This is a genomic window from Streptomyces sp. NPDC050743 (assembly GCF_044456925.1).
Lineage (GTDB): Bacteria > Actinomycetota > Actinomycetes > Streptomycetales > Streptomycetaceae > Streptomyces.
Window position 1 is genome coordinate 56630 of the sequence record NZ_JBITGJ010000001.1, and the last position, 18742, is coordinate 75371.

Sequence of the window (18742 nt, forward strand, 5' to 3'; positions counted from 1 at the left end):
GCCGCACACGTGAGCGGGTCGATGCGGAGCGGGCCGAGCCCGGGTGTCAGAGCAGGCCGAGCTGGGTCACGAACATGGCGACGACGGCCACGAGGACCCAGCCCATGACGTGCTCGAGGATCTTCGGGCCGTCCTCGCGGGGACCGCCGGTGCGCGCGCGGGTGGCGGAGGCCGGGTGTGTGGTCATATCCATTTGTCCACCTTGCCACCCGCGACGGCGTCTGCGGCGATGAGCTTGCTCACACGGTCAGTGCACACCCACCGCCGCAAGCGCCATGCCCTGGCTCGGGCTCGGGTGGGCCGGGAAGTAGAGGTAGCAGACTCCCCCGGTGCCGGAGACGACCTTGCCGGAGGCGTTGTACCGCTTGGTCCTGAGCCAGATGTTCTCGAACTCCCGGCGCAGATAGACCCGTCGTACCGCCTCGTCGCTCGGCGAGGCCGGGTCGTTGGCGATCACGTCGCCGTCCGCGGTGAAGCCGATCACGGTCATCAGGTGGCCGGAGGTGCCGTAGCCGGCGCCGGTCAGCTCGGTCTTCAGGAAGGACTGGGACGTTATGGCCGGGATGCCGGCCGCGATGAGGGTCTCCAGGTCGGTGAGCGAGGCGAGTCGCGTCACCACGCCCTGCAGGCCATCGAACGTGGCCGCGTACGCGGCGTTGAACGGCCAGTTTCCGCAGCCCTCGTACTGGGCGTCGTAGGTGAAGCGGGCGGCGTGGTCCACCTGCGGGTCGGCGTACGTCGGGTCGACCCAGGACAGCTGCTCTGGAGTGAGTCGGCCGCCCCAGTACTCGATGATCATCTGCGAGGAGGTGGGGCTGCACCACGCCTCGCCGCCGCCGTCGTACTGCGGGTACTGGCCCTTGTGGATCTCCTGCGAGTAGCGCGGGACGGCCAGTTCCTGGGCGAGGCCGGGGGTGGAGGCGGGGACGGTGAAGCGGTCGGGGATGTCGGACCCCATGGCGCCCAGCCGCCACACGGTCGGCGTCAGATGCGTCCCCGGCCTGCGGTAGAGGGTGAGGCGCAGCCGGTACGACGCCAGGCGCAGGCCGGTGCTCGCGTCGTCGATGGCGAAGGTGTCGGTCCAGATGCTGCTCTTGCCGTCGGCCTGGCCGTCCACCGAGGTCCGCTTGATGTCCTGGTCACCGGCCGCCCAGCGGCCCATCACGTACCACGGGGTCTCGGTGCCGTCGGAGTACGTGCCCTGGAGTTCCACCTGGAGCCAGGTGCCCTCGGGAGTGTGGGCGTTCCAGGAGGAGACGACCTCGGTGGCGGGGACGGTGAGCCGGTGGACCGGGGAGGTCCAGGTGGCGTACTCCCAGGTGGCGGTCGTGCCGGTGTGCGGGTCGGTGTAGTCGGTGCGCCCGGCCGGGGCGCCGATCAGGACGCCGGGGCGGGCGCCGGCGACGGCCCGGACACCCTGGGCCACGCCGAGGCGCCACTCGCGGTACGTGGTCCAGGAGTGGTAGTCGATCGGGCGGGCCGGCGCCTGGCCGGGGTCGTCCGCGGCGGTGGCTCGCTGCGCGGCGGCAGCGGGGACCGTTCCACCGGCCACCGCCGCGGCGACGGCTGCGGTGAGGACGGTTCTGCGGGACGGCTGTTGGGCTCTGCTCATGGGCGCGATTACCCCCAGGTGTCCGATGATCCGGTGCGGTGTGTGCGCCAACTATGGAGCAGGCGGCATGGGCGCTGCCAGCACTTCTGCCCATGCGGCGCCATCAATATTGGTCTCGTCCACTGGAACGGCAGAGGGGAGCCCGCTCGAGACGCCGAGCGGGGAACCGCGCGACCGGCCCGCAGTCGCACAGCTCCCCGCAGCCACCCCGGCTGGACGCCTCCTGCCGTGGTGCTCGGCGTCAGACGAGATCCATCGCGGCGACCTCGTCGGGCCGGCCGTAGCTGATCGGCCCCTGGAAGCGGCGGCGGGCGGTGGCGAACCACCACACCGTCGCGACAAGCAGGACGACGGCGAGCGCGATCGGCGCGTAGTTGAAGGTGTCGACGGTGATCGGCGAGGCCTGCGGCAGCATGAACAGCACGCTGCTGAGCACGATCCAGATCACCGCGAGCCAGCCGACCGGCCGGCCCCAGCGGCCCAGGTGCCAGGGCCCGGGCTGGAACTCGCCGCCGAGCCGCAGCCGCAGGAAGATCGGCACGGCGTAGGCGAGGAAGAGGCCGACCACGTTGACGCTGACGATCGCGGTGAACGCGGTGTGCGACCACCAGCCGGGCACGACCAGGGCGACCGAGCAGGCCACCGCGAGCCACACCGCCTTCACGGGCGTACGGGTGCGCGGCGAGACCGAGTGCCACCAGCGGGAGCCGGGCATGGCGCCGTCCCGGGAGAAGGCGAAGATCTGCCGGGTGTTGCTGGTGAGGTTGGCGAGACCGCAGAAGAGCATCGCGCCGATGACGATGAGGAGCATGACCTTGGCGGTGCCGAGACCGAGGCCGTCGATGAGAATCTGGACGGGCGGCGCATCCGAACCGGCCACCTTGGCGTAGTCGCCGATGCTGTAGACGAGTGCCAGCATCAGGATCAGACCGGTGATCGCCGAATACCCGATGGCGCGGGTGATCCCCTTGGGCGCGTTGACCGTCGCGTGGACCGTTTCCTCGGACATGTGGAAGCTGCCGTCGAACCCGGTGAACGTCCAGCTGGTGACCAGCAGGCCGAGCATGCCGCCGTAAAGTCCGCTCGTGAAGCCGGTGTTGTTCTCGAAATGCGTCACGAAGGACGCCGGCTGGTGGTGATCGGGCATCACTATGAGTGCGCCGACGATCACCACGAGTCCGACCAGCAGCCACCACACGGAAATGCGGTTCAGTACGGCGACGAGCTGCACGGTGTACGTGTTGGCGAGGCCCTGCACGACGATGATCAGGGCCGTGATCAGCACCGTCTGGTGCGTGGTCGGCTGGTAGGAGGGCCACTGCAGGTGGATGAAGGCCTGGATGAAGGTGGCGGCCGCATAACCGGTGGCGGCGGTGCCGCCGATCTGGCCCACGAAGTTCAGCCAGCCGGTGAACCAGGACCAGGCGCCCTTGTGGCGCTTTGCAAGTTTACCGGCAGAGAAATACAGGGCACCGCTCGTCGGATAGGCCGAGGCGACTTCCGCCATGGCCGCACCGATGAGGAGCACCATGACGCAGACCCCGATCCAGCCGAACACGAGAATTCGCGGGCCGCCCGCGTTCATCCCGAATCCGAAGGACGAGAAAATACCCGAGAGGATATTGATGATGGTGAAGGAGATCGCGAAATTGTCGAACGCCTGGAAGCGGCGGGTGAGTTTCCGCGGATAACCCATCGCGTGCAGGGTCGCGTCGTCGTCGAGCACGACCGCGTCCTCACCCGCGCGGGCCTTCGCCCGTGGCGTCGATGTCCGTTCCGACACAGTTCGGCCTTTCTCTCGATGGGGTGAAACTCGATGGGGGTGGAGATGGAGGTGAAAGGGACGAGCCGGGGTCAGTCGGGCCGCGGCACGGGCAGGCCGCAGGCGCGCCGGGCCCGGGAGAGCTGCTCGGCGGGGTCGCCGAAGGCGCTCCAGGGCATGCGCGAGGCGTACGGGCCCATCGCCGTGAACACCGCCCGGGCCTCGAACTCGCGCCGGGCCATGACCAGGGCGTGCGCGAGGTAGGCCAGGTCGAGCACCGGGGTGAAGCGGTAACGGGCCACCGCGGGCAGCCAGTTCCGGTAGATCGCCAGCGCGGTGGAGCGCCACTGCGGCTCTTCCCAGACGCGGTCGGCGAGCAGCTGGGTGGGGTTGTAGCTCTCCACCAGGGCCACCAGCGGCAGCAGCCGGAGGGCGGAGTCGGCGGGCGCCCGCTGGCTGAGGAAGGCGGCCACGTCCCAAGCCGCGTTGACCGAACCGCCGTGCCGCGTGAAGAAGAACGACAGGAAGCGGTGGTGGCCCTCGCGGTGCCAGGGGTCCAGCGACAGGACGTGCGCGAACAGCCGCCAGGGCCCGGCCGGGGCGGTGAGCAGGCCCCGCGGTGCCGGGTCGCTCGGCCGATGCAGCCGGGCCATGGCGAGCTTGGCGACCCAGGGCGTGGGGTCCTCGGGGGCCATGGCGGCGGCGCGGTCGCAGGCGGTCAGCGCGATCCGCTCCAGCGCCTCGGCGCGCTCGTCGCGGGCGTCGGCGGCCCGCAGGGCGCGCTGCACGGCGACCCGGGCCCACATCAGCGTCGCCTCGGGCGTCGGTTCCTCGGCGAGCCAGCGCTCGACCAGATCGGTGCCGGCCGCCTCCGAGGCGAGGACCAGCGAGCGATGGGCGCGCAGGGCGTGGTCGGTTCGCGACTCGGCGAGCGCCTCGGACGCGTATCGATAACGTCCGACACGCACATCGACGCATACGCTCGCCAGGACACGGTCGTCGGCCGCCGGATGCCACACGTAGTGCCCTTCGAATAACTCCGCGGCCATCTCCCCCTGCCAGTCCCCGTACGGCGCACAGCGGTTGCGCTGGAGGCACCCTACTCAGCGACAGGCACACCCGGAACGCCTAATTCGACATATCGGTCAGGGGATTCGCGAATGTTTATCCGGGCCATTGACTGGCTGCCAGCCGATGATTCAAAACGCGACCACTACTACACTGTTTCCGGAAAACCGCCCACACCGACCACAACCGGGGGAACCATCATTCGCGACCTCGCCGCCCGGCTGCGCGGGCTCGCCCCCTCCCTGGGGCCGGTCCGGCTGATCGGCGTCGACGGACACGCCGGCTCGGGAAAGTCCACGTTCGCCGGGCACTTGGCCGCCGCGCTCGGCGGGGCTCCCGTGCTGCACCTCGACGACGTCGCCAGCCACGAGGAGCTCTTCGAGTGGACCGACCGGCTGATGGCTCAGGTGATCCACCCGCTCGCCCGGGGCGAGAACGCGTCCTACACACCCTACGACTGGCGCGCCCGCGGCTTCGGCGCGCCGCGCCCGCTGCCAGCCGCGCCCGTGGTCCTCGTCGAAGGGGTCGGTGCCGGCCGCCGGGCGCTGCGGCCGCATCTGGCCCGGCTGCTGTGGATGGAGCTGCCCCGGGAGGAGTCCTGGACGCGCGGCCGGCTGCGGGACGGGGCGGAGCAGCGGGAGTTCTGGGAGGGCTGGGTCGAGGCGGAGCGCGCGCACTTCGCCGCGGACCCGACGCGCCCCCATGCCGACCTCCTGGTGCTGCAGGAACCCGAGGGGTATGAGGTACTGCCGGGTCCTGAGACAACCCGTGGACCGGACCAAAGCGTGACCCAGAGTGACGGGGCGTCCGCGTTGTGGTGAACGTGTGAAGACCCTTGCGGGGGAACTTCTCCCAGTGCCTCAACTCCGCTTGACCCGGGGGCCGTACAGGTCTTACGTTCTCAATGAGCGGTCATTCGGGACCGCCCCCAGACGCGAAGCCCCCGGTTGTTCCCCCGTGACCGGGGGCTTCGTTCTGCCCACGCGGCTCTTTCCGGGCGCCCGGCGCACCGATCCGCTCACCCTCGGTCACCGATCCGTGTGCGCCCCGTCCGCCCCCACCTCGTCAAACGTCCCGTGCGGCACCCTTCGGCGCGCGGTCATGGCGCGGGTACGATGCCCTCGGTGCGACCTTCGAGGTTGATCGCGCACCTGTAACTCCGGTCCGCGGCACGGCGGTTCGACCGCGGCGGCCGTCGGGCGACTGCCCGGTGGTGAACCACGGGGACACGGTCTGTGGGGGGACGGGATGGACTTCGGCACGCAGGGCCCCGAGGCCCCGGCCGACCTGGCCTGGCTGCGGGGTGTGGACGCCTACACGATGGGCGCCTATCCGCAGGCGGAGGAGGAGTTCCGCACCGCGGTGCGGATGGACCCCGGGATGGCCGACGGCTGGCTCGGGCTGCACGCGCTCCGGGTCGACACGACGACCGCGCTGCTCAGGATGTTCCGGCACCGCGACCGCTTCGGCGAACAGCGCGCCCGGCACCGCCGGACCCTCAACTCCTGGTACTGGCTGGGCTGGTGGGTGCAGCCAGTGCTGGAGAGCCCGCGTGATCTGCTGCTCGCCCACGCCTCGCACTGGCTGGACGGCCGGCACGTGCCCGAGCTGGACCGGGCCCTGGCCGGGCTGCCCCCGGTCGACACCGACCCGCAGGTCCGCTTCCTGCACGCCTGCCGCGCCTATCTGGTCAAGGACTGGGAGCAGCTGATACGGCACACCGACCCGCTGCTGGACGATGCCATGCTCGGCATCGAGGCGGGCCTGTTCGGCGGCATGGCCCGGGTCCGGCTGGAGATGTACGGGCAGGCCGAACCCCTGCTGTCGGCGGCCCTGATGCGCTGCCGCAGCGAGCAGCCGCAGCGCAAGGAGCTGCGCTACTGGCTGGCGCGGGCGCACGAGGGCACGGGCCGCTCCGCCGCCGCGCTCCCCCTGTACCGGGCCGTGCACCGCGTCGACCCGGCCTTCATGGACACCTCGGCACGGCTCGCGGCGATCGCCGAGGGCGACGGGTACGACGACACCGCCGACCTGGCCGCGATCACGCTGACCGGTGCCGGGCAGGACAGCGTGGACGGGCCCGACGGATTCGATCCGCTGTTCGGCACCGAGGGCCGTGACCTGCGGCTGCCGGAGCCGGATCTGCCCACGGGGCCCCTGCCGTCGGTGAGCGATCCGGGGGTGCGGGTGAAGACCGGCGTCTCCTCCCCCATTCCGGCCGGGCCGACCGATCCCGCCCTGTTGGAGGAGGCGCTCGCCGAGCTCGAGCGCATGGTGGGGCTGGAGCCGGTGAAACGCCAGGTCAAGGCGTTGTCCGCGCAGTTGAACATGGCCCGGCTGCGGGCCGGGCAGGGGCTGCCGGTGCAGCCGCCGAAGCGGCACTTCGTCTTCTCGGGGCCGTCGGGGACGGGGAAGACCACGGTGGCCCGGATCCTGGGCCGGGTCTTCTACGCCCTGGGCCTGCTCGGCGGGGACCACCTGGTGGAGGCCCAGCGGGCCGATCTGGTCGGCGAGTACCTCGGGCAGACGGCCGTGAAGGCCAACGAGCTGATCGACTCCGCGATCGGCGGGGTGCTGTTCGTGGACGAGGCGTACTCGCTGTCCAACTCCGGATACGGCAAGGGCGACGCGTACGGCGACGAGGCCCTGCAGGTGCTGCTGAAGCGGGCCGAGGACAACCGGGACCACCTGGTGGTGATCCTCGCCGGCTATCCGGAGGGCATGGACCGGCTGCTGGCCGCGAACCCCGGACTGTCCTCCCGGTTCACCACCCGCGTCGACTTCCCCTCCTACCGGCCGCAGGAACTCACCGAGATCGGGAAGGTGCTGGCCGCGGAGAACGGGGACCAGTGGGACGCGGAAGCGCTGGAGGAACTGCGCTCGATCGCCGGACACGTGGTCGAGCAGGGGTGGATCGACGAGCTCGGCAACGGACGGTTCCTGCGCACGCTGTACGAGAAGAGCTGCGCGTACCGGGATCTTCGGCTGTCGACGTACGCGGGGTCGCTGTCCCGGGAGGACTTGGCCACGCTTCGGCTGGCCGACTTGATGCAGGCGTACGGGGAAGTGCTCTCGGGGCGGGGGCCGCAGGACCCGTCGGGTATGTGACGCGCCCCGAAGGGGCGCGGGGAACCGCGCGACCAGCCACGACGCACCGGCAGCCGCGCTGCTCCCCGCACCACCCCGGCTAGGAGGCGAGCACCTGCTCCGGCTCCCCGCTCATCCGAGGCTCCGGCATCTCCCGGTGGGCCGGGTCACGGACCTCGCCGACCAGGAGTTCCAGGACGTCCTCCAGAGCGACGAGCCCCAGCACCCTGCCGGAGGCGTCCGCGACCTGGGCCAGGTGCGTGGCCGCCCGTCGCATGACCGTGAGGGCGTCGTCGAGCGGCAGCTCGGCCCGCAGGGTGGTCATGGGACGCCAGACGTACTGCGGGACGGCGCGGTCGGAGTGCTCCAGGTCGAGGACGTCCTTGACGTGGACATAACCCATGAAGGAGCCCTTGTCCGTCGCCGAGACCGGGAAGCGGGAGTAACCCGTGCGGGCCGTCAGCTCGACGATCTCGCCCGGGGTGACCGACGGGTTCACCGTGACCAGCGACTCCCGGCGCAGCAGGACGTCGGTCACCGGGCGGGAGCCCAGTTCCAGGGCGTCCTCCAGGCGCTCCCGCTCCTCGGGGTCGAGCAGGCCCGCCTGGCCGGAGTCCTCCAGCAGGCGGTTGAGCTGCTCGCTGGTGACGACGGCCTCGACCTCGTCCTTGGGCTCGACCCGGAAGAGCCGCAGGATGCCCTGGGCGCAGGCGCCGAGGGTCACGGTGATCGGCTTGCACAGGCGGGCGAAGTAGACCAGGCCGGGGCTCAGCCACAGCGCCGCCTTCTCGGGGGCCGCCATCGCCAGGTTCTTCGGCACCATCTCGCCGATGACCAGGTGGAAGAAGACCACCGCGGCCAGCGCGATGACATAGCCCAGCGGGTGGACCATGCCGTCGGGGAGGTGGACCGCCGCGAACACCGGCTCCAGCAGATGCGCCACCGTCCGCTCGGCCACCGCGCCCAGCGTCAGCGAGCAGACCGTGATGCCGAACTGGGCCGCCGCCATCATCTGGGGCAGGCGTTCGAGCCCGTAGAGCACCTGGCGGGCCCGGGCGGTGCCGAGCGGTTCGATCTGGCTGCGGCGCACGGAGACGAGCGCGAACTCGGCGCCGACGAAGAAGCCGTTGGCGAGCACGAGAAGCGCGGCGAAGACCAGTTGGAGGACGCTCATCGGACGGCCTCCATCACGTTCACCGCCGGGGCCGTTCGGACCAGGCGGACCCGCTCGGCGCGGTAGTGGCCGACCTGGCGGACCGAGAGACGCCAGCCGGGCAGTTCGGCCTGGTCACCGGGGACCGGGATACGGCCGAGCAGGTCGGCGACGAGGCCGGCGACCGTCTCGTACGGCCCCTCGGGCACGTCGAGGCCTATGCGCTGGAGGATGTCGACGCGGCAGCTGCCGTCGGCGTCCCAGGCGGGCCGTCCGTCCTCCGGCGGGGCGGGGGCCAGCTCGGGGATGTCCTTGGCGTCGTGCTCGTCGCGGACCTCTCCGACCAGTTCCTCGACGATGTCCTCCAGGGTGACCACGCCCGCCGTGCCGCCATACTCGTCGACGACGACCGCGATGGGCTGCTCGGAGCGGAGCCGGGCCAGCAGGGGCTGCACCGGCAGGGTCTCCGGGACCAGCAGCGCCCTGCGGGCGATGCGTGCCACCGGGGTGCGCAGCCGGTCGTGCACCGGGACGGCGAGGGCGTCCTTCAGATGGGCCATGCCGACGATCTCGTCGATCTTCTCCCGGTAGACGGGGAAGCGGGACAGACCGGTGGCCCGGGTGAGGTTGACGACGTCCTCGGCGGTGGCCGTGTCCTGGAGGGCGCTGACCTTCACGCGGGGGGTCATGACGTGCTGCGCGGTCAGCTCGCCCAGGGACAGGGTGCGGACGAACAGGTCGGCCGTGTCCTGTTCCAGGGCGCCGGCCTGCGCGGAGTGCCGGGCCAGGGAGACGAGCTCGCCCGGGGTGCGGGCGGAGGCCAGCTCCTCGGCGGGTTCGACGCCGAGGGCCCGCACCAGCCGGTTGGCGACGGTGTTGAGCGCGGCGATCACCGGCCGGAACAGACGGGCGAAGCGGTGCTGCGGGCCGGCCACGAACCGGGCGACCTGCAGGGGCTTGGACACCGCCCAGTTCTTGGGCACGAGCTCGCCGATCACCATCTGGATCGCGGAGGCCAGAAGCATGCCGACGACCACGGCGACACCGGAGACGGCGCCGTCCGGGACACCGACGGCGGCGAAGGGGCCGTGCAGCAGCCGGGCCAGGGCCGGCTCGGCGAGCATGCCGACGACCAGGGAGGTGATGGTGATGCCGAGCTGGGTGCCGGAGAGCTGGAAGGACAGCTCCTTGAGCGACTCGGCCACCCTACGGGCGCGTCGATCGCCCCCGGCGGCGGCCTGCTCGGCGTCCGTCGCCTCGACGGTCACCAGGCCGAACTCGGCCGCCACGAAGAATCCGTTGGCGAGGATCAGCAGGAAAGCCGCTCCGAGGAGCAGCAGGGAGACGGTCACGCTGCCACCGCCTTCCCGGTATGTCGGGTCGGGGCGGCGCAGGTACTACAGGACGATCCGTCCATCGCTGGAGGGAGTCACTCCTCGGGTAGCAGGAACCCCTGTGCACCGGGTGGCGCGCCAGGGGCGGGGCCGCAGCGAAACGGCCTCCGTCACCAGATTAATCAAGACATGGGCCACTCGGGCAGGGTGGACGCCCCCGAGTCAGCCCGGATCCGCCCCCGAGTCAGCCCTGATCTTCCACCGGATGGGCCGTGGAGCGGGCGTCGGCGAGGGCCCGCAGGGCCTGCGCGTCGGCGATGGCGCGCCGCTTGGCCAGGCCCGGCTGGATGCCGAGCGCGGGCAGGCTGGTGCCGTCGCTGAGGTTGAGGAACACCCAGGGATCCCCCGGACGGAGGTTCACCTGGACGATCTCCGCCCACTCCAGGCGCCGCCTGCTGGCGATGTTGACCACGGTGACACCGGACTCGTCGGCGACGACCTTCACCCGGGAGATCTGGGCCAGCGCCCAGAAGATCAGCGCCCCGGTGATGAAGAAGCTCGCCCGCTCCCCCGGGCCGAGCTGCTCCAGCAGCATCGAGATCCCGGAGATGGTGAGGAAGATCACGACACCGGCGGTGAGCAGGATCGCCCGGGTGTGGCCCGGCCGGAACGTGACGGGAAGGGTGGGCAGGTCGGACATCGGTCGGCGTACCCCTTACAGGCGGCAGGCGTGGATGGCCGTGGTGAGGATGGCGCGCGCGCCGATGGCGTAGAGGTCGTCCATGATCCGCTGCGCCTCCTTGGCGGGGACCATGGCGCGGACCGCGACCCAGCCCTCGTTGTGCAGCGGGGAGACGGTCGGGGACTCCAGGCCGGGGGTGAGCGCGACGGCCTTCTCCAGCTGCTCGACGCGGCAGTCGTAGTCCATCATCACGTAGGTCCGCGCGACCAGGACGCCCTGGAGGCGGCGCAGGAACTGCCGGACCTTCGGCTCCTCGCCGTCGGTGCCGGTGCGGCGGATGACGATCGCCTCGGACTTCATGATCGGCTCGCCGAAGACCTCCAGGCCGGCGTTGCGCAGGCTGGTGCCGGTCTCCACGACGTCGGCGATGACCTCGGCGACGCCCAGCTCGATCGCGGTCTCCACCGCGCCGTCGAGGTGGACGACGGAGGCGTCGACGCCGCTGTCCTCGAGGTGCCCCGCGACGATGCCCTCGTAGGAGGTGGCGACCGTCTTGCCCTTGAGGTCCTCGACGCCGTTCGCGGTACCCGGCTTGGCGGCGAAGCGGAAGGTGGAGCGGGCGAAGCCGAGCGGCAGGATCTCCTCGGCGTCGGCGCCGGAGTCGATCAGCAGGTCGCGGCCGGTGATGCCCACGTCGAGGCGGCCGGAGGCCACGTAGATCGCGATGTCACGGGGGCGCAGGTAGAAGAACTCGACCTCGTTCACCGGGTCGACGATCCGCAGCTCCTTGGACTCGCGGCGCTGCTGGTAGCCGGCCTCATGCAGGATCTCCGCCGCAGGGCCGGACAGTGAACCCTTGTTGGGGACGGCGATGCGCAGCATGAGGTCGGCTTCCTTTGCGTGAAGGGGTTTTCTACGGCTTTTGCAGCAGGCGGCTTACAGGTGGGCGTAGACGTCGTCCAGGGAGATCCCGCGGGCGACCATCATCACCTGGATGTGGTACAGCAGCTGGGAGATCTCCTCGGCGGCCGCCTCCTTGCCCTCGTACTCGGCGGCCATCCAGACCTCGGCGGCCTCTTCGACGACCTTCTTGCCGATGGCATGAACGCCCTTGCCGACCAGCTCTGCGGTGCGGGAGGTGGCGGGGTCGCCGTGGGCGGCCTTCTGCTGGAGCTCGGTGAAGAGCTCCTCGAACGTCTTCTTGGACATGGTGGTCCTTACCCTACGCGCTCCGGTCGGTGCCTCAGTGCCAGGGTTCGGATACTGAGCGGAGCGTGGCGGCGGTCGCGACCGCCGCGGTCACCGCCTCGTGGCCCTTGTCCTCGTTCGAGCCCTCCAGGCCGGCCCGGTCCAGGGCCTGCTCCTCGGTGTCGCAGGTGAGCACGCCGAAGCCGACGGGCACTCCGGTCTCCACACTGACCTGGGTGAGGCCCTGGGTGACGCCCTGGCACACGTAGTCGAAGTGCGGGGTGCCGCCGCGGATGACGACGCCGAGGGCGACCACGGCGTCGTAGCCGCGCCCGGCCAGCACCTTGGCGGCGACCGGGAGTTCGAAGCTGCCGGGGACCCGGATCAGCGTCGGCTCGTCGATCCCCAGTTCGTGCAGGGCGCGCAGGGCGCCGTTCACCAGACCGTCCATCACCTTCACGTGCCACTGCGCCGCGATGACGGCGACCCTGAGGTCGCTCGCGTTGCGTACGGACAGTTCCGGTGCACCCTTGCCGCTCACGTGTCTCCTAAGTGCTTCTTGCTTACTGGTTGCCGCAGCCGGACGTGACCGCGGCCGCGGAAGCGGTCACGGCGGGCGTCTCCAGCCAGGGCAGGTCGTGTCCCATACGGTCGCGCTTGGTGCGCAGGTAGTGCAGATTGTGCTCGCCCGCCTGGATGGGCATCGACACGCGGCCGGTGACCCGCAGGCCGTGGCGCAGCAGCGCGTCCGTCTTGTCCGGGTTGTTGGTCATCAGCCGGACGCTGTGCACGCCGAGGTCGGCGAGGATCTGCGCGCCGGCACCGTAGTCGCGGGCGTCGGCGGGCAGGCCGAGTTCGAGGTTGGCGTCCAGGGTGTCGCGGCCGCGCTCCTGCAGCTCGTACGCCCGGAGCTTGGACAGCAGACCGATGCCGCGCCCCTCGTGGCCGCGCAGGTAGACGACCACGCCCCGGCCCTCCTCCTGGATGCGCTGCAGGGCGGTGTCCAGCTGGGGGCCGCAGTCGCAGCGCAGGGAGCCGAAGACGTCACCGGTGAGGCATTCGGAGTGGACGCGGACCAGAACGTCCTCGCCGTCGCCGAGATCGCCGTGGACGAGGGCGACGTGTTCGACGCCGTCGACGGTGGAGCGGTAGCCGTAGGCGGTGAAGGTGCCGTGCTTGGTGGGCAGGCGGGTCTCGGCCTCGCGGCGGACCGTGGGCTCGCTGCCGCGGCGGTAGGCGATCAGGTCCTCGATGGAGATGATCGTCAGGCCGTGCTTGCGGGCGAACGGGATCAGCTCGGGCAGGCGGAGCATGCGGCCGTCCTCGCCGGCGATCTCCACGATGGCGCCGGCCGGGCGCAGACCCGCGAGCCGGGCGAGGTCGACGGCGGCCTCGGTGTGGCCGTTGCGGGTGAGGACGCCGCCCGGCTTGGCGCGCAGCGGGAAGACATGGCCGGGCCGTACGAAGTCCGCCGGCTCCGCCGTGCCGCTCGCGAGGAGCTGAAGCGTCGTCGCGCGGTCGGAGGCCGAGATGCCGGTGCTCACACCGTGAGCGGCCGAGGCGTCCACGGAGATGGTGAACGCGGTCTTCATCGACTCGGTGTTGTCCTGGACCATCTGCGGCAGCCGCAGCCGGTCCAGTTCCTCGCCCTCCATGGGGGCGCAGATGAGTCCCCGACACTCGCTCATCATGAAGGCGACGATCTCGGGGGTCGCCTTCTCGGCGGCGATGACGAGGTCGCCCTCGTTCTCCCGGTCCTCGTCGTCCACGACCACGACGGGGCGGCCGGCCGCGATGTCGGCGATGGCCTGCTCGACGGGGTCGAGCCCAAAGCTCTCGATGGCGTCCGTGTCGTACAGGGGCGGTGCCGAGGTCATGCCGGGGCTCCTTCCAGGACGGGCTGCGAGCTCCTGCGGGAGCGCAGCCACCAGTCGCGCATGCCCCACAGGACGAGTGCGCCGTAGATGACGTAGACGAAACCGGAGAAGGCGTAGCCGTTGGCGAAGTTGAGGGGTACCCCAACGAGGTCGACCAGCAGCCAGGCGATCCAGAACTCGACCATGCCCTTGGCCTGGGCGTACATGGCGACGACGGTGCCGACGAATATGTAGGCGTCGGGCCAGGGGTCCCAGGACAGCGACGGGTAGGCCGTGAAGAGCAGGGCCACCGCGACCGTGCCTGCGGCGGCCGCGCCGAGCATCGCCGCGCGCTCACGCCAGCTGGCGAACCGGGGGGCGATGTGCCCGTCCTCGGCCCGGCCCTGGTCGCGCCGCCACTGCCACCAGCCGTACAGCGCGACGGCCATGACGACGGCCTGCTTACCGGCGCTGCCGGTCAGATGGCCGTAGAAGGCGGCGAAGAGGACGAGGCCGGAGAGGAACTGCACGGGCCAGGTCCACAGGGAGCGGCGCCAGCCGAGGGCGAGGGTGATCAGGCCGAGGATGTTGCCGACCATGTCCGACCAGATGATGCGCTGGCCGAAGAGGGTGAAGGCCTCGGAGTTCAGCCAGTTCACTTGGCGGCTCCCTGGGCACGGTCGCCGAGGAGCCGCTCGACGTACTTGGCGACGACGTCGACCTCCAGGTTGACCGGGTCGCCGGGCTGCTTCAGGCCGAGCGTGGTCAGGGCGAGGGTGGTCGGGATGAGGCTGACGGTGAAGTGGTCGGGGCCCGCGTCCACGACCGTGAGGCTGATGCCGTCGACGGTGATGGAGCCCTTCTCGACGACGTAGCGGGAGAGGTCCGCCGGGAGGGAGATCTTCACGATCTCCCAGTTCTCCGAGGGCTTGCGCTCCAGCACCTCGCCGGTGCCGTCGACATGACCCTGCACGATGTGCCCGCCGAGGCGCGCGCCCACGGCCATGGGGCGTTCGAGGTTGACCCGCGAGCCGACGCCGAGCGCGCCGAGGCTGGAACGGTTCAGGGTCTCGGCCATGACGTCGGCGGTGAACTCGTCGCCCTCGTGCTCCACGACGGTGAGACAGACCCCGTTCACGGCGATGGAGTCGCCGTGCTGCGCGCCCTCGGTCACGACGGGGCCACGGAGCCGGAAGCGGGAGGCGTCGCCGAGGTTCTCGACGGCGGTAACCTCACCCAGCTCTTCGACGATTCCGGTGAACACTTCCCGGGTCCTCCTGCCTCTTGGGGCACGGACTCCGGGGCCTGTCGATGACGACAGAATGTACGGGTGAGCACACCGGGCGACGCCGAAAGAGGCCCGTCCACATGCGGACAAACCCCAGATACGGCGGCGCGCACGGATACACGTGCCCGCCCGCCGCGCACTGCCTCCCATCCGGACTTTAACCGTCGGTCCAGGAATTTCACCTGGTCAACCGGCCGCTGGAAGCGACCGGGTCGCGGACTGTAACCGCCGGTTCGGACTTTCACCGACCCCGGAGTGCGCTGCTTCTGGTACAGGGCCAGTGTGCCACGCCGGGCGGCGCTCCAGACAGACGGAGGGTGTGGGCTCCCTCACAGCATGTGTCTCCGGCCTTGCGCGACACGATCGGGTCACGCAACTGCCGGATTTCCAGGGCACCTTGACTATTGGTCCAGACCTATTGACCGAACTGGTCTAGTCCTCTTATCGTGCGGGCGGGTCCGGTGGCGGTGACGACGGCCCTTGCCCGCCGCCGGGCCGCCAGGACCTCGGGACGCCGCCGGGGCGTCTGGCAGGCTGAGGCGCATGACGCCTTCGCCGCTCTCCGACGAGTTCGAGTCCCACCGGCCCCGGCTGTTCGGTCTGGCCTACCGCCTGCTGGGCTCCGCCCACGAGGCGGAGGACGCGGTGCAGGACGCGTATCTGCGGTTCAGCGGCGCCGATCGGGCGGCGATCGAGCACCCGGGGGCATGGCTCGCCAAGGCCGTCACCAACCTCTGTCTGACCCGGCTGACCTCGGCCCGGGCGCGGCGCGAGGAGTACCCCGGGACCTGGCTGCCCGAGCCGGTGGCCACCTCCGACGGGACGCTCGGCCCGCTGGAGTCGGCGGAGCGTCGCGAGCAGGTCTCCATGGCCCTGCTGGTCCTGCTGGAGCGGCTGACGCCGACCGAGCGGGCCGTGTACGTGCTGCGCGAGGCGTTCGGTTACGCCCACCGGGAGATCGCGGACGTCCTGGCCCTGAGCGAGTCCAACTGCCGCCAGCTGTACCGGCGGGCGGCGGCCCGGGTCGCCCTGCCGGAAGGCCGCTTCGAGCCGGCGCCGGAGCGGCAGGAGGAACTGCTCATGTCCTTCCTCACGGCGGCCCGCGAGGGTGACCTCGCCGGTCTGGAGAAGCTGCTCGCGGCGGACGTCACCTACTGGGGCGACGGCGGCGGCAAGGTGTCCGCGGTCAGGCGGCCGGTCGAGGGACGCGAGAAGGTCGTGCGCTTCCTGGTGGGCGGGGCCGAGCGGTTCGCGGGCGGCCTGGACATCGTGGTGGCGGAGGTCAACGGCGCGAGCGCGCTGGTCGCGTGGGCGGGCGACGTGCTCGCCGCGGTGGCGTCCTTCGAGCTGCGGGACGGCCTGATCACCCATGTGCGGACCGTGACGAACCCGGACAAGCTCTCCTACGTGCAACGGCAGCTGCAGCGGTCGTAGCGGAGCCGGTCCGGGCCTGTCACATTTCCGGGGGCTGCCTGGTCTGAAGCGGGAGAGGGCGCTCCGTCCGGGGGCACCCGAGTGCGGAGGGACGGGAACGGCATGACGATCCTGGTGACCGGCGGGACCGGCACGCTCGGCCGGTGCGTGACGGAGCGGCTGCGGACGGACGGGCACGAGGTGCGGGTGCTCAGCCGGCACACGCAGCCGTACGCCGTCGATCTGCGCGTGGGCGGCGGTGCGCTCGACGCGGCGCTGGAGGGCGTGGACACCGTGGTGCACTGCGCGACCACCCAGCGGGGCGGGGACGAGACCTCCGCCGATCATCTGATCGCGGCGGCGCGGCGGGCCGGGGTGGGCCATCTGGTCTACATCTCGATCGTCGGCATTGACCGGGTCCCGCTCGGCTACTACAAGACCAAGCTGGCCGTTGAACGCCGGATCGAGGCGTCGGGCCTCGGCTGGACCATCCTGCGCACGACCCAGTTCCACGACCTGCTGGCCACGCTCCTCGGCGGACTGGCCAAGCCGCCGGTCATGCTGGTCCCGGCCGGGGTCCCGGACCAGCCGGTGGAGGTGACGGAAGTCGCGGACCGGCTGGCCGAGTTGGCACTCGCCGCGCCGGCCGGGCGGGTGGCGGAGATGGGCGGCCCCGAAGTGCGGTCCCTGGACTCGCTGGCCCGCGCCTACCTCCGCGCGACCGGACGGCGCCGGGCGGTGGCACGGGTGCCGCTGTTCGGCCGGGCCTATCGCGCCTGCCGGGACGGGGGACTGGTGACGCCGGAACAGGCGGTGGGCAAGACGACGTTCGAGGAGTATCTGGGGCGGCGCTTCGGCGGCTGACACGGCGGCCGTGGCAAAGACGAGGGGGACGCCCAGGCGTTGCCGCTCAGCAACGGCCGGTGGGCGGTCAGTTGCGGTCCGGGGGTGCGAACAGCTCGTCCTGGGCGCGGTCGCGGGCGGTCAGCAGGGCGCCGCGCAGGACCGCCGTGCCGCCGAGAGTGCTCGGCCGCACCTCTGTCAGCAGGGGCGACATGCGGCGGAGCCGCTCCTCCACCAGCCCCGCGAGCACGGTGCCGCCGGCCTGGCCGGCCTCTCCGCCGAGCACCACACAGCCGGGGTCGAGCACGGCCACCACCGACGCGGCGCCGACGGCGACCCGGTCGGCGAGGGCGTGCAGAAACCGGCCGGCGGGGCGTTCGGCGTCCGTATGGGACGCCTCCCCGGCCACCTCCGCCACGGCCTCCCGGATCACCACCGCCGCGCCCGGTCCGTCCATCGTGGCCGGTACCGGCAGGCCGTGCCCCGCCGCCAGGGCGCCGATCGCCGCCGCGCCCGCCAGCGAGTGGAAGCCGCCGTCGCAGTCCCTCGCCGAAGGCAGCGCGTCGGTGCCCGGCACCGGCAGGAAGCCGATCTCGCCCGTGCCGCCCGAGGCGCCGCGGCGCAGCGTGCCGTCGAGGACGACCGCCGCGCCCACGCCGTGGCCCAGCCAGAGCAGGACGAAGGTGTCCCGGTCCCGGGCCGCGCCCTCGCGCTGTTCGGCGAGAGCGGCGAGGTTGGTCTCGTTCTCCACGGTGACCCGGGCCCCGGGCAGCCGTTCCTGCAGGGCCGCGGCCAGGCTGCGGTGCCACTCGGGCAGCCCGCCGGAGTCGCGCAGGTCGCCGGTGGCCGGGTCGATGAGGCCCGGCGCGCCGATGCCGACGGTGTGCAGCCTCCCCCACGCTCGAACGCCCTCGCGCGGGGGCGCCCCGATCGCCCCGGCCTCCTTGGCGGTCCGCTCCACCGCGGCCACCGCCTGCTCCACGGCGGGACCGGTCCCGGTGTCGCCGCCGATCGGCACGGACGCCTCGGCCAGCACCCGTCCGACCAGGTCGGAGACCAGGACGAAGACCCCGCCGGTGCGCACGTCGAGCGCGGCCAGGTGGGCACGGTCGGCGACGATGCCGTACAGCCGGGCGTTGGGCCCCCGGCGCTGCTCGCCGGACTCGCCGACCACCGTGATCAGCCCTGCGGCGCTGAGCCGTTCCACGAGGTCGGCGACCGTCGGCCGGGACAGGCCCGTCAGCTGCTTCAACTGCCCGGCCGTGAGCGGGCCTTCCTGCTGCAACAGGCGCAGGGCCAGCCGGTCGTTGATGGCCCGGGCGGTGCTGGGTGATGCGGGCATGACGGGAATCCTCCCAGATCGACGCGCCGAGGAACGCCGACCGCGGCCGTAAAACCGTCTATCTATCAGGCAGGGTCCCTGATAGTTTACGACGCGTGCCGCGAGGGCGACCTG

At 71.5% G+C, this 18742-nt stretch carries 18 protein-coding genes and 1 riboswitch; of the genes, 4 read left to right on the forward strand and 14 right to left on the reverse strand.

Going from position 1 to position 18742, the window contains the following annotated elements; all coding sequences use genetic code 11:
- Positions 1-46 precede the first annotated feature (46 nt).
- The 4 genes from ACIBJF_RS00240 to ACIBJF_RS00255 all read right to left on the reverse strand — a co-directional run bounded on the left by ACIBJF_RS00240 (position 47) and on the right by ACIBJF_RS00255 (position 4423).
- Positions 47-187: an SCO1431 family membrane protein gene (locus ACIBJF_RS00240; RefSeq protein WP_399171399.1), complete on the reverse strand. Its 141-nt coding sequence runs from the start codon at positions 185-187 to the stop codon at positions 47-49.
- 60 nt (positions 188-247) lie between these two features.
- On the reverse strand, positions 248-1612 hold the full coding sequence (locus ACIBJF_RS00245) for a peptidase C39 family protein (RefSeq protein WP_399171400.1): 1365 nt from the start codon (positions 1610-1612) through the stop codon (positions 248-250).
- Between the two features lie 241 nt (positions 1613-1853).
- Positions 1854-3395: an amino acid permease gene (locus ACIBJF_RS00250; protein WP_399171401.1), complete on the reverse strand. Its 1542-nt coding sequence runs from the start codon at positions 3393-3395 to the stop codon at positions 1854-1856.
- 71 nt (positions 3396-3466) lie between these two features.
- Positions 3467-4423, reverse strand: a complete 957-nt coding sequence (locus tag ACIBJF_RS00255) for a hypothetical protein (protein ID WP_399171402.1) — start codon at positions 4421-4423, stop codon at positions 3467-3469.
- A gap of 219 nt (positions 4424-4642) precedes the next feature.
- Here ACIBJF_RS00255 and ACIBJF_RS00260 point away from each other — a divergent pair, with 219 nt between their 5' ends.
- Together ACIBJF_RS00260 and ACIBJF_RS00265 are read left to right on the forward strand one after the other, a co-directional pair.
- Entirely contained in the window at positions 4643-5263 is a 621-nt protein-coding gene (locus ACIBJF_RS00260; protein WP_399171778.1) for a uridine kinase, read from the forward strand.
- Positions 5264-5690: 427 nt separating this feature from the next.
- Positions 5691-7550 (forward strand): AAA family ATPase, encoded by a 1860-nt coding sequence (locus tag ACIBJF_RS00265; RefSeq protein ID WP_399171403.1) that lies wholly within the window; start codon positions 5691-5693, stop codon positions 7548-7550.
- Between the two features lie 79 nt (positions 7551-7629).
- Here ACIBJF_RS00265 and ACIBJF_RS00270 read toward each other — a convergent pair whose 3' ends face one another.
- The 9 genes from ACIBJF_RS00270 to ACIBJF_RS00310 all read right to left on the reverse strand — a co-directional run bounded on the left by ACIBJF_RS00270 (position 7630) and on the right by ACIBJF_RS00310 (position 15006).
- The gene (locus ACIBJF_RS00270; protein ID WP_399171404.1) at positions 7630-8703 is read right to left on the reverse strand and encodes a hemolysin family protein; all 1074 of its coding nucleotides are present in this window, start codon (positions 8701-8703) and stop codon (positions 7630-7632) included.
- Positions 8700-10034 (reverse strand): hemolysin family protein, encoded by a 1335-nt coding sequence (locus tag ACIBJF_RS00275; protein ID WP_399171405.1) that lies wholly within the window; start codon positions 10032-10034, stop codon positions 8700-8702. The genes ACIBJF_RS00270 and ACIBJF_RS00275 overlap by 4 nt, the downstream gene beginning before the upstream one ends.
- Before the next feature lie 226 nt (positions 10035-10260).
- Positions 10261-10716: a PH domain-containing protein gene (locus ACIBJF_RS00280; RefSeq protein ID WP_399171407.1), complete on the reverse strand. Its 456-nt coding sequence runs from the start codon at positions 10714-10716 to the stop codon at positions 10261-10263.
- Between the two features lie 15 nt (positions 10717-10731).
- The gene (hisG, locus tag ACIBJF_RS00285) at positions 10732-11580 is read right to left on the reverse strand and encodes an ATP phosphoribosyltransferase (protein WP_399171408.1); all 849 of its coding nucleotides are present in this window, start codon (positions 11578-11580) and stop codon (positions 10732-10734) included.
- 54 nt (positions 11581-11634) lie between these two features.
- Complete coding sequence (locus ACIBJF_RS00290) at positions 11635-11907, reverse strand: phosphoribosyl-ATP diphosphatase (RefSeq protein WP_351809542.1); 273 nt, start codon at positions 11905-11907, stop codon at positions 11635-11637.
- Positions 11908-11941: 34 nt separating this feature from the next.
- On the reverse strand, positions 11942-12427 hold the full coding sequence (gene ribH, locus ACIBJF_RS00295) for a 6,7-dimethyl-8-ribityllumazine synthase (protein WP_351809540.1): 486 nt from the start codon (positions 12425-12427) through the stop codon (positions 11942-11944).
- A gap of 22 nt (positions 12428-12449) precedes the next feature.
- Positions 12450-13763, reverse strand: a complete 1314-nt coding sequence (locus tag ACIBJF_RS00300) for a bifunctional 3,4-dihydroxy-2-butanone-4-phosphate synthase/GTP cyclohydrolase II (protein ID WP_399171410.1) — start codon at positions 13761-13763, stop codon at positions 12450-12452.
- Positions 13760-14401 carry a nicotinamide riboside transporter PnuC gene (locus ACIBJF_RS00305; RefSeq protein WP_399171412.1) on the reverse strand — a complete coding sequence of 214 codons (642 nt, stop codon included), beginning with the start codon at positions 14399-14401 and terminating at the stop codon, positions 13760-13762. The genes ACIBJF_RS00300 and ACIBJF_RS00305 overlap by 4 nt, the downstream gene beginning before the upstream one ends.
- A complete protein-coding gene (locus tag ACIBJF_RS00310; RefSeq protein WP_351809532.1) occupies positions 14398-15006 on the reverse strand; it encodes a riboflavin synthase in 609 nt (202 codons plus the stop codon). Before ACIBJF_RS00310 ends, ACIBJF_RS00305 begins: the two co-directional genes overlap by 4 nt.
- 156 nt (positions 15007-15162) lie before the next feature.
- Positions 15163-15293: riboswitch (FMN riboswitch) on the reverse strand.
- A gap of 280 nt (positions 15294-15573) precedes the next feature.
- Here ACIBJF_RS00310 and ACIBJF_RS00315 point away from each other — a divergent pair.
- Both ACIBJF_RS00315 and ACIBJF_RS00320 read left to right on the forward strand, forming a co-directional pair.
- The gene (locus ACIBJF_RS00315) at positions 15574-16464 is read left to right on the forward strand and encodes an RNA polymerase sigma-70 factor (protein WP_399171414.1); all 891 of its coding nucleotides are present in this window, start codon (positions 15574-15576) and stop codon (positions 16462-16464) included.
- Positions 16465-16566: 102 nt separating this feature from the next.
- Positions 16567-17307, forward strand: coding sequence for an SDR family oxidoreductase (locus tag ACIBJF_RS00320; RefSeq protein WP_399171415.1), 741 nt, complete (start codon positions 16567-16569; stop codon positions 17305-17307).
- 67 nt (positions 17308-17374) lie between these two features.
- On the opposite strand, the gene ACIBJF_RS00325 is transcribed toward ACIBJF_RS00320, so the two are convergent.
- Positions 17375-18628 carry an ROK family transcriptional regulator gene (locus ACIBJF_RS00325; protein ID WP_399171417.1) on the reverse strand — a complete coding sequence of 418 codons (1254 nt, stop codon included), beginning with the start codon at positions 18626-18628 and terminating at the stop codon, positions 17375-17377.
- Positions 18629-18742: the final 114 nt, after the last annotated feature.